We start from the raw sequence: 14,770 nt of genomic DNA, 5'->3' as shown, positions 1-14,770 counted from the left end.
TTTTTTAGCTCCTTCTCTATATCCTTTTTATAAGAATATTACCTTTTCCGTCGTTTTTCTTTCCTTTTTCGTCGTTTTTAAATAAACAAAGTTCTTAGATTTGCCGCAAATATAATTATTTAGACTTAATCCAAATAAAATGGTTAAAAGATTTATTTTATTTTTACTTGTAACCCTTACTACTCAAGCCTTTGCACAACACAGGGCAATCTTAAAAGGTAGGGTAAATGATACTAATGGCAACGCTCTTCCGTCTGTTTCTATTTATGTAGAGGAGGCTAATATTGCCGGCAAAACAGATGAAAACGGGGAATATATCTTAAAAGGTATTTTACCTGGTAAATACAATATTTTGTACAGCTTAGTTGGCCATTCTACTGAGAGAGTTAGCATCTCTTTTAAACATGGTGAGGCTAATATTAACAGCATTTCCTTAAAATCTTTGGATAAAGAGTTAGCACAGGTTGAGGTTTTTGGCGAACGCTATGTAGCTCCTAAGGGATTAGAGGCTATTACCAGAATGCCTATTAAACCTTCTGATCAGATTCAAAGTATTTCTATAATTTCTAATGTTGTAATTGAAGAGCAAGGGGCTTTAACTATTACTGATGCGGTAAGAAACGTTCCGGGTGTTACCCTGTTTGGTTCTTATGGTGGTGTAAAAGAGAGTTTGTCTTCAAGAGGTTTTCGTGGTATACCGGTATTAAAAAATGGTGTACGTATGGATTCTCAATTCCAAACAGCATCTATTGCTACGGATATGCAGGGTGTTGAGTCTATTCAGGTTTTAAAGGGTTCTGCGGCTATTACGCAAGGTGTTATTACTGATATTGGAAATGCTGGTGGTGTGGTTAACATAGTAACTAAAACACCTCAATTCACTAATTCTGGTGAGGTTAGCTTACGCGCCGGAAGCTGGGGACAATTAAGACCTGCTTTTGATGTGCAAAATGTTTTGGATAAAAACAGAACTTTAGCTGTTAGATTAAATGGTTCTTTTGAAAGGGCTGATAATTACAGGCCTGTTGTTAACTCTAACCGTGTTTATATTAATCCTTCTTTGGAGTGGAGACCTACTGATAAAACTACCATTACTATTGAAGGGGATTATATGAATGATAAAAGGACTCCTGTAAACAGTACTATAAACCTGGGGAATATTGATGAGAACAAATTATATAATCTTCCGCATAATAAATTCTTAGGTTTAAATACGGATGTAAACAATACGATTACATCTTCTTTCTCTGCCAGATTAAATAGAAAACTGACTGATAAATTGAGCTTGAGAGCAGCTTACATGACGTCTAAATACAATGTAGATAATACTTCTACGTCATTAAGTACTTTAACTAAAACCAATGTTGAATGGAATAAAAGACAAAGAACACAGGGTAGAAATTTGAGAAATGATAAAAACAGCACTTTTCAATTAGACCTTGTGGGCGAAAATGTTAAAACAGGAAGTATAAATCACACTTTTCAGGCTGGTTTTGACTTCAGAGGTGCTGATGCCTCTACTACAAATTTAGGTTCTGTAGCTATAGATGTAATAGATGTATTTACGGATATCCCTAATTCTACTGATAAAAAAGTAGTTTTTGCAGCTCAACCGGAAGTATTATCGGCTTACAATACTTATGGTTTAATGGCTCAGGATGTAGTTACTTTTAACAGGTACGTAAAAGCTATTGTTGGTTTAAGATATTCTGAGATTACGGGAACAAAGACACTGACTGGTGTAACTACTCCAAGCAGACATGCGTGGAACCCAAGTGTGGGTGTTATGGTTACTCCTATCAGCAATATCAATGTATTTGGATCTTTTACCAACAGTACCAGTCTTCGTTCTGCTGCCAACTTAATGAGCAATGGTGATGAGATTGGTCCATCAACTACAGATCAGGTTGAAGTGGGAATTAAATCTGACTGGTTAAATAACAGATTAAGATTTAACTTTACTTACTTTGATATTATCACTAAAAACCTGTCTAATACAGAATATCAACCAAATTCTGACCTTACAACAGGATTTTATTTCAAAGCTGGTGATTTAAAACGTAAAGGTATTGAGGCTGAATTGAATGGCCGTATTCTGGAAAACCTTCAGGTAATGTTGGGCTACGCTTATCTTGATGCGCAATATCAAAACAGCCCTTCTTATGTAAATGGTTCTGCGCCTATGAACGCACCAAAACACACTGCTAATGGCTGGATTAACTATGCTTTTAACGATGCTACTTTAAATGGTCTTTCTTTAGGTTTTGGAGTTTATTATGTAGGTGAAAGACCTGTAAACGAATTCAGTTTATCTCCTGACGGACACGGAACACCAACAGGTGTAAAGCCTTTTGATATGCCTGCTTACACTACTTTAAATGCACAAGTGGGTTATAAGATAAAACAATATACTGCTCGTTTTTATTTGAACAATATTGCAGATGCTATTGGTTATAATTCTTACTACAGAGGTGGTTATATCAATCAGATAGATCCAAGAAATTTCTCTGCATCTGTTTCTTATAGATTTTAATCCTTATAATAAGTTAATATTAGTTGAATTAGGCTTGCCCGATATCATCGGTGCAAGCCTTTTTTTATACATGGTATTTCCTGATTACAAGACTAAAACACGATAGTTGCTTTTATATTTCTTTAAGATGTTTAAAGTTACTTTTGATGGTATCCCATACTTCATCCATTTTACCACCTAACATAAGTTTGGTCATAGACTTGGTCATTCCCTTAATTTGCTCCCATTCGATTTTAGGGGGCATTGCCAGGGCATTTGGATTGGTAAAAACATTTAGTAAATAGGGGCCGTCATAAGTAAATGCTTGTTGAATGGCAGCTTCTACTTGATCTGGGTGATCTACATTTACACCTACTATTCCCATTGCTTTTGCTACCATAGCAAAATCAGGGTTTTCCATATTGGTTTCATTATCGGGTAAACCGGCTACTTCCATTTCTAACTTTACCATACCTAACGCTCTATTATTGAATACAATAATCTTAACGGGTAAATTGTATTGCTTAATGGTTGCCAAATCACCTAACAGCATAGAAATACCTCCATCGCCGCACATGGCTATCACCTGACGTTCTGGATGTGCCAACGCTGCTCCTATTGCCATGGGCATGGCATTGGCCATAGAGCCATGGTTAAAAGACCCCAGCATTTTTCGGGTTCCCGTTCCGTTAATAAACCGGGCTCCCCATACACAGGTCATTCCCGTGTCAACGGTAAATATGGCATCGTTATCTGCTTGTTGATCTATAATATGAGCCAGAAACTCGGGCTGTATACTGTTTTTTTCTCCTCTTTCTTCTACATAGGTTTTCATGTTTTCTTTTACCTTTTCGTAGAATTTAAGCTGGGCATTTAGAAAATGGTCATCTGTACGTGATTTCAATAATGGCAATAGTGCTTTCAGGGTTTCTTTAACATCTCCACATAAGCCTAATTCTAATTTTGCTCTTCTTCCTAATCTTTCTGCTGTTTCATCTATCTGGATAATTTTATTATTCGCCGGCATAAACTTCTGATAAGGAAAGTCTGTACCTAACAGCAATACCAAATCAGATTCATGCATACTGTAATATGCAGAGGGTTGGCCCAAAAGGCCTGTCATCCCAATCTCGTAGGGATTGTTATGTTGTATCCCCATTTTCCCTCTGAAAGAATACCCTATCGGTGCTTTTATGGTTGCTGCCAATTGTAAGATCTCGGGATGGGCATCTACTGCTCCTACTCCACAGTAAATGGTTATTTTTTCTGCTTCGTTAATATAGCTGGCTAGTTTGTTAAGTTCTGCATCTGATGGCCTTATAATGGGTTTACATCTAAAAATCTGATTAGATACGTCTGATTCTACAGCTTCCTGCTGACTGACATCTCCGGGTAAACCAATAACAGAGACTCCTTTTTTAGAAATAGCATGTTGTACCGCTGTTATAAAAATACGGGGAAACTGTTCGGCTGTGGTTACTAACTGGTTGTAAACACTACAATCATCAAATAACTTAAAAGTGTTGGTTTCCTGAAAATAGTCCATCCCCATTTCATTGGTATTAATGGTAGATGCTATGGCTATTACAGGTACATGAGATTTGTTGGCATCGTATAATCCATTGATTAAATGTACATGCCCTGGCCCGCAGCTTCCGGCACAACAGGCTATACCATCTAATTCTGCCTCTGCAGCTGCAGCATAGGCTCCTACTTCTTCATGCCTGACATGAATCCATTGGATTTTACCGTTTCTTCTTACTGCATCATTGAAAAAGTTTAAACTATCGCCTGTAACCGCATATACTCGCTTCACACCAATCTCCACAAGCATGTCTACTAGTTGTTCTGCTACATTTTTAGCCATAATTAGTTCTCTAATAAGTTATTGACAGATTACAACATAAACAGTAGCTTCAATTTTTTGTTTCTTAACGAAACATTATTTTTTAACATTTTTATGACAAAGCTAATTTAAGAGCACTCTAATCAGGATTTTGATTTCTTTATATCCAAAGGTTATTACATTGCAAACTGTCGGTTATAAAAAAAACAAGAACATGGCGGCGTTTAGTATTTAGCAATTTTCGGATTTTATGTCTCGCTCAAACTGTTGATATTTGTTTCAGTAAAAGAAATTATAGTCATGAAAGAACAGGACATTATCAATTATAATAGGATTGCCAGAGCTATCGATTATATTAAAGAGAATTTCAAAGAACAACCCAGCTTAGATGAAATAGCTGAGGTCAGCCATTTGAGTCCTTATCATTTTCAACGTTTGTTTACCGAATGGGCGGGCACCACTCCTAAAAAGTTTTTGCAGTTTATTAGTGTTGAACATGCTAAGAGACTACTTTCTGATAATAACCCTACTTTGTTTGATGTTGCCCATGAAATTGGTTTATCCGGCACCAGTCGACTACATGATCTTTTTGTTTCTATAGAAGGGATGACTCCTGCAGAGTATAAAAATGGATGTCGGGATCTGGAAATTGGTTATAGTTTTGGCAATAGTGTATTTGGACGTATTCTTACGGCATCTACCCATAAGGGAATTTGTTATATGGCTTTTGCTGATGCTGACGAAGAATCATCTGTACTGGCTTTGAAGAGCAGGTTTCCTAATGCCCGTTTTGTTGCTTCACAGAGTGATTTACAGGAGCAGTCTCTGGCTATTTTTAAAAATGACTGGTCTCAGCTTCAGCAGATTAAACTGCATTTGAAGGGAACTGATTTCCAGCTAAAGGTATGGGAAACGCTATTAAAAATTCCTATGGGTAAATTGGTGACTTATGGACATATTGCAGATATGATTGGAAGCCCTAAAGCTTCCAGAGCTGTTGGTAGTGCTATTGGTAAAAATCCTATTGCTTTTTTAATTCCATGTCATCGTGTAATCCAGAATACAGGTTTGTTTGGTGGTTACATGTGGGGCAACACCAGAAAAACGGCTATTATTGGTTGGGAAAGTGCACAGATAGATGCTATATGAGTTTATTTGATTTGTTAGATACGGAAGTTAATGTATTGCCTTATGATGGTGTTGTAATTTATTATGGTACTATTTTTTCTAAGGAACAGGCTAGTTATTATCTGGAAAGGTTATTATCTGCTATTGAATGGAGAAATGATGAAGCAATTATTTTTGGAAAACTGGTTACTACTAAAAGAAAAGTAGCCTGGTACGGTGATACTTCTTTCAGTTACACTTATTCTAATATTACTAAAACTGCCCTGCTTTGGACTCCTGAGCTACTTCTTTTAAAAAAGATAGTGGAAGAAAAAACCGGAGAGGTTTATAACTCTTGTTTATTAAATCTTTATCATGACGGTAATGAGGGTATGGCCTGGCATAGTGATGCGGAAAAAGACCTCAAAAAAAATGGTGCTATTGCTTCTTTGAGTTTTGGGGCGGTCAGAAAGTTTTCCTTCAAACATAAGGTTAATAAAGATACGGTTTCTGTAATGCTGGAACATGGTAGTTTATTGGTTATGAAAGGTACTACGCAAACACACTGGTTGCACAGATTGCCACCTACAAAACGGGTATACACGGCAAGGGTAAATTTGACTTTCAGATTTATAGATCATCAGTAAAATAATAATGGCGCTCTCCTTAGAAAGCGCCATCTAAAATACCATACTAAATATTAGTCTAGTTTATTTATACAGCAAAACACATCAAAAGCTGTAGTGAATGATATTTTTAAGGTAATCAGGTAAAGTTTAACCCTCTGATTTTTGATTCAAGTTCTAACAGTTCATCCATCATTTTTTGACGATACATTTCTGTTTGATTATTAATCATCGGGATTAAATTCTTATAATATTCTACTCCATTTTGCAGTTGTTGCTGAAATTTAGAGAAATATTTAAGTTTTTTATCATTAAGGTCTTTAAGACTGTTTCCTATATCTTTTTTCAGGTACTCCAGGTATAACCTTAATTCGTTAATAAATACGTTAGACCGCTCTTTACCTTTCAACAAGTCTATTTTCCCATAAATATGTCCAATCATTTCTTCCAGTGTAAACTCACCTGAGAAATAAGCGATATTGGGTCCCGGACATATAGCTACCGCTGTTGATTCTTTGGGTTTCAACATCCCGTTTTTAATATATGCTGAGGTAACCAATCCTTCGCAAAGACAAACTTTTTCTGTTATTTTCCCTTTTTCTGCCTCATATTCTGTTTCTGATAAGTTTTCGGCTTTTAGTGCCTTCAACTTAAGATTCTGGTATTTTCTTGATGCTGTACAGATAGGTTCTTTCGTAAATTCTGTATTAGAAACCAGGTATTTTTTGGTACATGGACTTCCCGGTCTTCCCTTTTCTAGTCGCTCTAAACGTAATTTCTCCATAGAGCTAAACCTAAAGTTATTGAACGGAACTCCTAATGGAGAGGAGTTGCTGATATAAAAATCCTGTTTATCTGCTTTTATTAAATCATCTAATGTATTGTTGTCTACATTAGTGGCTTCTGGAACTAACAAAAACGGACTTCCCCATCCTGTAGCATCTAACTGATAATAGTCTAACAAGAAACTATCTTCCTGGGTAGTGCCTATGCCGCCCTGTACACTAATTTTTGTTTGAGGGTATTGAGCTACTTCCAAACCTTTATCGGTGATTGATTTACTGTATATTGCTTTCAGCTCCTCAATCATTACCTCTCTTTTTTGTTTAAACTCTTCCAAAATAGGCCCCAGCAGGTATCCTTCTGTAGCAAAAGCATGGCCTCCGCAGTTAAGTCCTGATTCTATCCTGAATTCTGAAACCCACAATCCTTTTTTAGCCAGCATTTTCCCCTGTACCAGCGCAGACCGGTAATCGCTTACTTTTAAAATAATTTTCTTCTGAAGCTCTCCTGCCTCATTCGGGTAAAAATCTTTAAAGTTTTCCATAAAAGCATAGAGCCTTTGGTTCATTCCTGCAGAAATAACCACAGAAGAATCCAGCTTGCTCATGGCAAAACCACGTAAAGCTTCTAAAGCATCAGAAGTAATTTCCTCTCCCTCTTTATTGAAATTAAGCTTATCAACTTTGGCCATAATATTTACATCTATGGCTCCTTTCTGCATTTGCTCTTTCAGGCTAACCTGCATTCTAAACTTTAACACGAGATCTTTCTCTTCCAGCATATCTGCATATAGCTGTTTTAATGGAGATGTATCGGGCAGTAATCTAAAATATTTATTGATTTCTTTTCCTGTCTCAAAATCCTCATTTTTTATATGTTGGAATTTTTCATCCACAAGATCATCCATCATATTCAAATAGGCTGCTATTCTTTTAGATCTTGAGTCGGATTCACTTTCGGGTATCTCAATGTATGTCTTACCTAACTTCTCTAAATGAAATTTGCGCATACGTTCTAATAAAATATCATCCACTATGGATGCCACAGACGAAATACCATAGCAAGCTACCTTTAAGGGTGTATCTACAGAAAAAGACAATCCCAATACCGGGATATGGAATGAATGGATCATAGTTTAGTTTTATGCCACAAAATTACCCCATCTTATAGCTAATAAAATATGATGCAGATCACATAACTATGTAATATTGGTAAATATTCAGGATATTTGCACCACTTTCACTTACATTAAAACAATATGACAGACCAGGTTTCTTTGTTAAATGCAATCATAGATACTGCCATAGACGGAATAATTACCATTGACAATAAAGGAATCGTTGAATCCATTAATCCATCTGCGTGTAGCTTGTTTGGCTATCTGCCAGAAGAAGTGGTAGGCAATAATATTAGCATGCTTATGCCCGAACCTGATCGTGGACGACATGATGGCTATATTGAGCGTTACCAAAAAACAGGCGAAGCACATATTATTGGAGTCGGTCGCGAAGTAAAGGGCTTAAAAAAGAACGGTTCAAAATTCCCGTTCAGATTGGCGGTTAGCGAGGTGCAGTTGGACGGACGGATTATTTATACTGGTTTTATACATGACCTTACCCGCGAAAAACATGCGGAAGAACAGTTAAAAACGTATACCAATAAACTGGAATATCTGGTAGAGGAAAGAACCATTACTTTACTGTCTTTAATTAAGCAATTGGAAAGTGCAAAGGAAGAGGTAAGCCACTCTCTGGAAAAGGAGAAAGAGCTTAACCAGCTTAAGAGCAGGTTTGTGTCTATGGCTTCTCACGAATTCAGAACTCCGCTTAGCTCTATACAGTTATCGGCTTCGTTAATTGAGAAATACAATGTGCAGTATGCCAATGGTAGCATTACCAAGCATGTTAGCAAAATTAAATCAGCTGTAGGTAACCTTACCAATATCCTTAACGATTTTCTTTCTTTGGAAAGACTGGAAGCTGGTCATGTAGAAATGCAGCTTTCCACTTTTGATATTGTCAAATTTTCGGAAGAAATTATTGAGGAAATACAGATAGTTGCCAAGCAAAACCAGAACATCATTTATCAGCATACGGGTACCGAGAGTAAGATATCTACTGATGCCAATTTGCTTAAAAACTGTATCATCAATTTAGTTGCCAATGCTATTAAATATTCGGGCGAAAATACTTTCATAGAGTTTAACACCGAGATATCCAATAACAGATGTATAATTACTGTTAAGGATAATGGTATTGGCATTCCGGTTAACGAACAAAAGCACTTATTTGAGCCTTTTTTTAGAGCGCACAACACAGGTAGCATACCGGGCACAGGTTTAGGATTAAATATCGTAGACAGATATGTGAAGTTAATGAAAGGAAATATTATTTTTGAAAGTGCAGAAAACAAGGGTACAACATTTTCTATTAGCTTAAACCAGCATCAGACATGAAAAATAAGATATTGATTATTGAGGACAATTTAGACATTAGAGAGGGAACTGCAGAAATTCTTGAGCTTGCAGGCTACGAAGTGTTGACTGCTGACAATGGTAAAGCAGGGGTAGAAATTGCGCAAAACCACCTCCCTAGTTTGATTATCTGCGACATTATGATGCCCGAACTGGACGGTTATGGTGTACTTTATCTTTTGGGTAAAAAACCGGAAACTGCAGCTATACCTTTTATTTTTCTTACGGCAAAAGCAGAAAGATCTGATCTTAGAAAAGGAATGGATATGGGCGCAGATGATTACCTGACCAAACCTTTTGATGATATTGAATTGTTAAACGCTATTGAAAGCCGGTTGAACAAAAAAAAACAACAGGAGCATTTTTATAGCAAGGGCCTGCAAAAATTAGAAGATTTTGCCAGCAAACCTAACCAGCCAGGTGAACTTAAAGACCTGATTACGCATAAGAAAATCAGAAACATCAAAAAAGGGCAGATTATCTATTACGAAGGGGATCCTTCTCAGGGGATTTACCTGATTTTAGAAGGCAGTGTTAAAATTGTAAAATTAAGCAAAGATGGTAGAGAGCTATTAACGGCTATACACCATACTGATGAGTATTTTGGTATTTATGACGCACTAACCGGAGCAAACCATTCTGAAACAGCAGAGGCTCTGGAAAATTGCTCTATCTGCTTGTTAAACAAAGATCAGGTGAATGAGATGATTAATAAATACCCTTCTATGGCTATGCAGTTTATTAACATCCTTTCTGCCGACATTAAGCAAAAAGACATCCAACTGGTGCAACTAGCCTATCATTCTGTCAGAAAAAGACTAGCCGATACTTTACTGAGGATTAACGAAATACACCAGTATAAAAACGTTTTCAAAATATCTCGTGACGATTTAGCGGGTATGGCGGGTATGGCTACTGAAACGGTAAGCCGTACATTGAGTGATTTCAAAGAAGAAAAGATGATTGAGAAAAAGGGTTCGGAAATCCACCTTATAAATATTGAAAAAATGAAGAACCTGAAAAATTAACAACAGGTTATTTTATTATTTTTTTGATATTTATCACTTTTCGTACTGACTGCTCTCATTAAAACAGAGTGCTTTCATAAATAGCTTTGTATGAGTACTAAGTAAAGAGAATGAAAGCAATCGTTTATAGCACAAAAACCTTCGAAAAAGAGCTTCTGGCAAAAGCCAACCTTAAGAAACACGATATTACGTTAATTTCAAATCCGTTAAATATCCAGACTGTTTCTTATGCCGAAGGAAAAGATGCTGTTGTTGTGCTTTCAAACGACGATTTATCGGCTCCGGTTATAGATCGCTTAGCCAAATACGGAATAAAATACATTTCTACCCGCGGCGCTTATGTAGAGAATATTAACAGAAGAGCTGCTGCTAAATACGGGATGAAAATTGCCCGTGTCCCCTCCTCTCCTGAAGCCGTTGCAGAACATGTACTCACCTTAGTTTTAGCCTTGAACAGAAAATTGGTAAAGGCAGTAAAAAGATCATCAGATTTTGATTTTAACCTGGATGGGCTTACCGGTTTTAACCTGCATGGTAAAACTATAGGTTTAATTGGCTATGACTGTGTGGGAGAGTATACGGCAAAAATATTTAACAATCTGGGTTGTCGGGTATTGGTTACGGATGAATCTCTTAAAGCTGACCCCCAGGGTGCTCAATTAGTAGATCTGGATACTTTGTACCAGGAGTCGGATATTATATCATTACATCTTCCTTTCAAAAATAACATTAACTACATAATCAACAGGGAGAGCATCTCTAAAATGAAAAACGGCGTTATGCTAATCAATACCAGTCGGGGCGGTTTGTTAGATACGTCTTCTGTTTTAGAAGCTTTAAAAAGCGGGAAATTGGGCTATTTGGGCGCAGACGTTTATGAAAACGAGTCGGGTTTGCTTTTCGAAAACGATCCTGGTAGCTCTTTCCGCGATCCCATTTTACAAGAATTACTACAACTTCCAAACGTAATTATTACGCCACATCTGGCTTCGCTAACAAAAGAGTCTTTGGAAGAGATTGCCCGGCAAACCATCAAAAATCTCGACAACTGGCAGGCTGGTAAATGTGTTGGCAAGGCTTGTGCCTGTGCCAACGACTGTGCAACAAAACACTAAACTACATGGATATTACTACAGACCTTGTAAAAAAATACAATGTTCCTGTTCCCCGGTACACAAGTTACCCAACGGTACCTTATTGGGACATCAATTCTTTTGATACAGCACAATGGAAATTGGCTGTAAGGAAGTCTTTTTCTCTCAGTAACCAGACTGAGGGGATTAGCTTGTATATCCATTTACCTTATTGCGAAAGTTTATGTACTTACTGCGGTTGCAATACCCGAATTACAAAAAACCACGCTGTAGAAATCCCTTATATACATGCTGTTATTAAAGAATGGAATCTTTATCTGGAATTATTTGACAGCAAACCGCAAATTAAAGAGTTGCATTTAGGGGGTGGTACACCAACATTTTTTGCTCCTGAAAATTTAGAGCTACTCATCAGCGCTATTACGGATAAAGCAATATTACATCCCGATGCAGAATTTAGTTTTGAAGCGCATCCTGCCAATACCACCGCAGAACATTTACAAACTTTATACAACCTGGGTTTTAAAAGATTAAGCTTAGGTATTCAGGATTTTGATATTCAGGTACAAAAAATAATTAACCGAATGCAAAGCTATGAGCAGGTTGCACTGGTTACAGATAAAGCTAGAGAAATAGGTTATACGTCTATCAATTACGATCTTATTTACGGGTTACCGCTGCAAACACTCCCCGGCTTAACAGACACCATAGAAAAGGTTAAAACATTAAGACCAGACAGGATTGCTTTTTACAGTTACGCCCATGTTCCCTGGATAAAACCGGGACAAAGAAAGTTTACGGAACTTGATTTACCGGATAGAGAAGCCAAACAACAGCTTTACGAAACGGGACGTAATATGCTTTTAGAAGCTGGTTATGAAGAAGTTGGAATGGATCATTTTTCATTAAAAGAGGACAGCCTGTATATTGCACAAAAGGAAAAACACCTGCACCGTAATTTTATGGGATACACGCATCAATATACCAGATTAATGGTGGGTTTGGGCGTGTCTTCTATCAGCGATACATGGAATGCTTTTGCACAAAACGTAAAAACAGTTGAAGAATATCTCAACGTTGTTAACCAAAATGAAATCCCGGTATTTAAAGGTCATATCTTAACTGAAGAAGATCTTTTAATGCGTAAACATATACTAGCTATTATGTGCAATGGCGAAACTTCATGGACATCGGAGGACCTTGCAGATGAAAGTTTCAGAATTGCTTTAGACAATATTAACGAGGTATTAAATGACGGTTTAATTGTACGTGGCGACAACTACCTTAAAGTAACTCCGGAAGGTACCAGATTCCTTAGAAATATATGTGCTGCTTTTGACATCAGGTTATGGAGAAACCAGCCTGACAGGCAATTGTTTAGTATGGGTTAGTAAAACCTAGCACTGCTTTGTTTTGAATTGAAAAACCATGAAGGGCTTTAAATACTTTACAAAGTAGCGCTAAGTTTTTGTATCTTTTTATTTCAAAACAGGATATTATTGATCCACCTTTAGATTGTTAAACTTTGTCATGGTTAGCTCAACCCCAATGGTACAGAAAGATTTAATCATGGCAATTGATCTATCAATCAGTTCAGGTAAATAAGGAAGCTCATCGCCATCAAAGCCACTAAGCACATAATCAACCTGCCTGCCTTTCGGAAAATTATCGCTTACGCCAAAACGCAGACGGGCATAATTATTATGTCCCAAAGATTGCTCTATATGCTTAAGTCCGTTATGGCCGGCAGCGCTGCCTTTAGGTTTTATCTTAACAGACCCAAACGGGATAGCCAGATCATCAACCAATACCAATACATTTTCTACCGGAACTTTTAGTTCGCGCATCCAATGAGCTAAAGCTTTACCACTCAGGTTCATAAAAGTGGTAGGTTTAATTAAATGAATATTTCTCCCTCTATGAGAAAACTCTGTATGATAGGCATGTCTGGACATAGAGAATTTTACGCCTTCTTGTTTTGCCAGCTCATCTACAATCATAAAACCTATATTATGACGATTGTCAGCATATTCAGGACCAATATTTCCCAATCCAACAATTAAATATTTCATTTCGTTATTACTATTGTCTTCCGCAGATGACAATTTATCAGTTCCAAAAATCTTTCTAAAAAAGCTAAACATCTGCGGTTATAATTTGTAAGTTATTAGTTATGGATTATAAGTTGCAAATTGAAGTTTATTAATAATTCAACATTTACAATTCAACATTAAAAAACTACATTCCCATCCGGGCAAGCGGCGCTACATCCTGTCCAACAAAATCCTGTTTTAAATATTTATGGTATCCGGCAATAGCTATCATGCCGGCATTATCTGTACAAAACTCAAACTTTGGAATAAACACATTCCATCCCTGTTTTTGGGCAAGCTCGGTCAAAGCGTTTCTTAAACCACTGTTAGCAGACACTCCTCCTGCAATAGCCACATCTTTTACGTTATATAGCTTGGCTGCTTTTTTAAATTTGTTGAGCAGTATAGAAACAATACGTTGTTGAATGGAAGCGCATATATCGGCCATATTCTCTTCAACAAAATTGGGATTTTCTTTTACGTGGTCACGAATAAAATAAAGAATAGATGTTTTTAAACCACTGAAACTAAAATTCAAATCGGAAATCTGAGGTTCAGGAAATTTATATTTATCAGGATTTCCCTCTCTGGCATATTTATCTATCAAAGGCCCACCCGGGTAAGGAAGATTTAATATTTTCGCAGTTTTATCAAAAGCTTCTCCGGCAGCATCATCCAATGTTTCGCCTACCACTTCCATATCAAAATAGTCTTTGACCAGAACTATTTGCGTATGTCCACCGGAAACTGTTAAACACAGGAACGGAAATTCTGGTTTTTTATTGGGATTTCCTTCATGCTGATTAGGAATAAAATGCGCCAGAATATGCGCCTGCATGTGATTTACCTCTATTAAAGGGATCTCATTAGCCAATGCAAAAGCCTTAGCAAAAGAGGTTCCAACCAATAAAGATCCTAATAAACCAGGTCCGCGTGTAAAAGCTACTGCATCTATGTCTTTTTTATTTATTTTTGCCTGCGCAATTGCCTGGTGCACCGCAGGAATAATATTTTGTTGATGTACTCTGGAAGCCAATTCCGGAACTACGCCACCATATTGTTCATGAATTGTTTGGTTGGCTATAATATTTGATACGATTTCACCGTCTATACATACAGATGCTGAAGTTTCGTCACAAGAAGATTCAATACCCAGAACAATTGCCACTTTTAAAAGTTTAAATAAAACAAAGCACAAAGCTATTAAA

11 protein-coding genes are annotated in these 14,770 nt (G+C 37.0%); 7 read left to right on the top strand and 4 right to left on the bottom strand.

Going from position 1 to position 14,770, the window contains the following annotated elements:
* The first annotated feature begins 139 nt into the window (after positions 1-139).
* On the top strand, positions 140-2,533 hold the full coding sequence (locus tag ACFSAH_RS00280) for a TonB-dependent siderophore receptor (protein WP_379660674.1): 2,394 nt from the start codon (positions 140-142) through the stop codon (positions 2,531-2,533).
* Between the two features lie 112 nt (positions 2,534-2,645).
* Here the strand turns inward: ACFSAH_RS00280 and ACFSAH_RS00275 are convergent, their stop codons facing one another.
* Positions 2,646-4,379, bottom strand: a complete 1,734-nt coding sequence (locus tag ACFSAH_RS00275) for a thiamine pyrophosphate-dependent enzyme (RefSeq protein ID WP_379660673.1) — start codon at positions 4,377-4,379, stop codon at positions 2,646-2,648.
* Between the two features lie 279 nt (positions 4,380-4,658).
* Between ACFSAH_RS00275 and ACFSAH_RS00270 the strand changes: the two genes are divergently transcribed.
* Together ACFSAH_RS00270 and ACFSAH_RS00265 are read left to right on the top strand one after the other, a co-directional pair.
* Positions 4,659-5,507: a methylated-DNA--[protein]-cysteine S-methyltransferase gene (locus ACFSAH_RS00270; RefSeq protein ID WP_379660672.1), complete on the top strand. Its 849-nt coding sequence runs from the start codon at positions 4,659-4,661 to the stop codon at positions 5,505-5,507.
* Positions 5,504-6,112 carry an alpha-ketoglutarate-dependent dioxygenase AlkB family protein gene (locus ACFSAH_RS00265; protein WP_379660671.1) on the top strand — a complete coding sequence of 203 codons (609 nt, stop codon included), beginning with the start codon at positions 5,504-5,506 and terminating at the stop codon, positions 6,110-6,112. The genes ACFSAH_RS00270 and ACFSAH_RS00265 overlap by 4 nt, the downstream gene beginning before the upstream one ends.
* 118 nt (positions 6,113-6,230) lie before the next feature.
* On the opposite strand, the gene ACFSAH_RS00260 is transcribed toward ACFSAH_RS00265, so the two are convergent.
* Entirely contained in the window at positions 6,231-8,006 is a 1,776-nt protein-coding gene (locus ACFSAH_RS00260) for a hypothetical protein (protein ID WP_379660670.1), read from the bottom strand.
* A gap of 126 nt (positions 8,007-8,132) precedes the next feature.
* Here ACFSAH_RS00260 and ACFSAH_RS00255 point away from each other — a divergent pair, with 126 nt between their 5' ends.
* The 4 genes from ACFSAH_RS00255 (at position 8,133) to hemN (ending at position 12,860) form a co-directional block, all read left to right on the top strand.
* Positions 8,133-9,329: a PAS domain-containing sensor histidine kinase gene (locus ACFSAH_RS00255; RefSeq protein ID WP_379660669.1), complete on the top strand. Its 1,197-nt coding sequence runs from the start codon at positions 8,133-8,135 to the stop codon at positions 9,327-9,329.
* Positions 9,326-10,375, top strand: coding sequence for a response regulator (locus tag ACFSAH_RS00250; protein WP_379660668.1), 1,050 nt, complete (start codon positions 9,326-9,328; stop codon positions 10,373-10,375). Before ACFSAH_RS00255 ends, ACFSAH_RS00250 begins: the two co-directional genes overlap by 4 nt.
* A 110-nt stretch (positions 10,376-10,485) precedes the next feature.
* Complete coding sequence (locus ACFSAH_RS00245; protein ID WP_379660667.1) at positions 10,486-11,490, top strand: 2-hydroxyacid dehydrogenase; 1,005 nt, start codon at positions 10,486-10,488, stop codon at positions 11,488-11,490.
* 5 nt (positions 11,491-11,495) lie between these two features.
* Positions 11,496-12,860 (top strand): oxygen-independent coproporphyrinogen III oxidase, encoded by a 1,365-nt coding sequence (gene hemN, locus ACFSAH_RS00240; RefSeq protein WP_379660666.1) that lies wholly within the window; start codon positions 11,496-11,498, stop codon positions 12,858-12,860.
* 105 nt (positions 12,861-12,965) lie between these two features.
* Here the strand turns inward: hemN and pth are convergent, their stop codons facing one another.
* Together pth and tsaD are read right to left on the bottom strand one after the other, a co-directional pair.
* Positions 12,966-13,541, bottom strand: a complete 576-nt coding sequence (pth, locus tag ACFSAH_RS00235; RefSeq protein ID WP_379660822.1) for an aminoacyl-tRNA hydrolase — start codon at positions 13,539-13,541, stop codon at positions 12,966-12,968.
* Between the two features lie 166 nt (positions 13,542-13,707).
* Complete coding sequence (gene tsaD / locus ACFSAH_RS00230; protein ID WP_379660665.1) at positions 13,708-14,730, bottom strand: tRNA (adenosine(37)-N6)-threonylcarbamoyltransferase complex transferase subunit TsaD; 1,023 nt, start codon at positions 14,728-14,730, stop codon at positions 13,708-13,710.
* Positions 14,731-14,770 lie beyond the last annotated feature (40 nt).

The organism is Pseudopedobacter beijingensis, from assembly GCF_042678145.1.
Taxonomy (GTDB): Bacteria; Bacteroidota; Bacteroidia; order Sphingobacteriales; family Sphingobacteriaceae; genus Pseudopedobacter; species Pseudopedobacter beijingensis.
Note: the sequence above shows the minus strand (reverse complement) of the source record. Positions and strands in the feature narration are given on the sequence as shown.

Excerpts from the sequence above, each read along its gene's own strand:
- ACFSAH_RS00280 (WP_379660674.1), top strand. The coding sequence starts at position 140 with ATGGTTAAAAGATTTATTTTATTTTTACTTGTAACCCTTACTACTCAA.
- ACFSAH_RS00275 (WP_379660673.1), bottom strand. The coding sequence starts at position 4,379 with ATGGCTAAAAATGTAGCAGAACAACTAGTAGACATGCTTGTGGAGATT.
- ACFSAH_RS00270 (WP_379660672.1), top strand. The coding sequence starts at position 4,659 with ATGAAAGAACAGGACATTATCAATTATAATAGGATTGCCAGAGCTATC.
- ACFSAH_RS00265 (WP_379660671.1), top strand. The coding sequence starts at position 5,504 with ATGAGTTTATTTGATTTGTTAGATACGGAAGTTAATGTATTGCCTTAT.
- ACFSAH_RS00260 (WP_379660670.1), bottom strand. The coding sequence starts at position 8,006 with ATGATCCATTCATTCCATATCCCGGTATTGGGATTGTCTTTTTCTGTA.
- ACFSAH_RS00255 (WP_379660669.1), top strand. The coding sequence starts at position 8,133 with ATGACAGACCAGGTTTCTTTGTTAAATGCAATCATAGATACTGCCATA.
- ACFSAH_RS00250 (WP_379660668.1), top strand. The coding sequence starts at position 9,326 with ATGAAAAATAAGATATTGATTATTGAGGACAATTTAGACATTAGAGAG.
- ACFSAH_RS00245 (WP_379660667.1), top strand. The coding sequence starts at position 10,486 with ATGAAAGCAATCGTTTATAGCACAAAAACCTTCGAAAAAGAGCTTCTG.
- hemN (WP_379660666.1), top strand. The coding sequence starts at position 11,496 with ATGGATATTACTACAGACCTTGTAAAAAAATACAATGTTCCTGTTCCC.
- pth (WP_379660822.1), bottom strand. The coding sequence starts at position 13,541 with ATGAAATATTTAATTGTTGGATTGGGAAATATTGGTCCTGAATATGCT.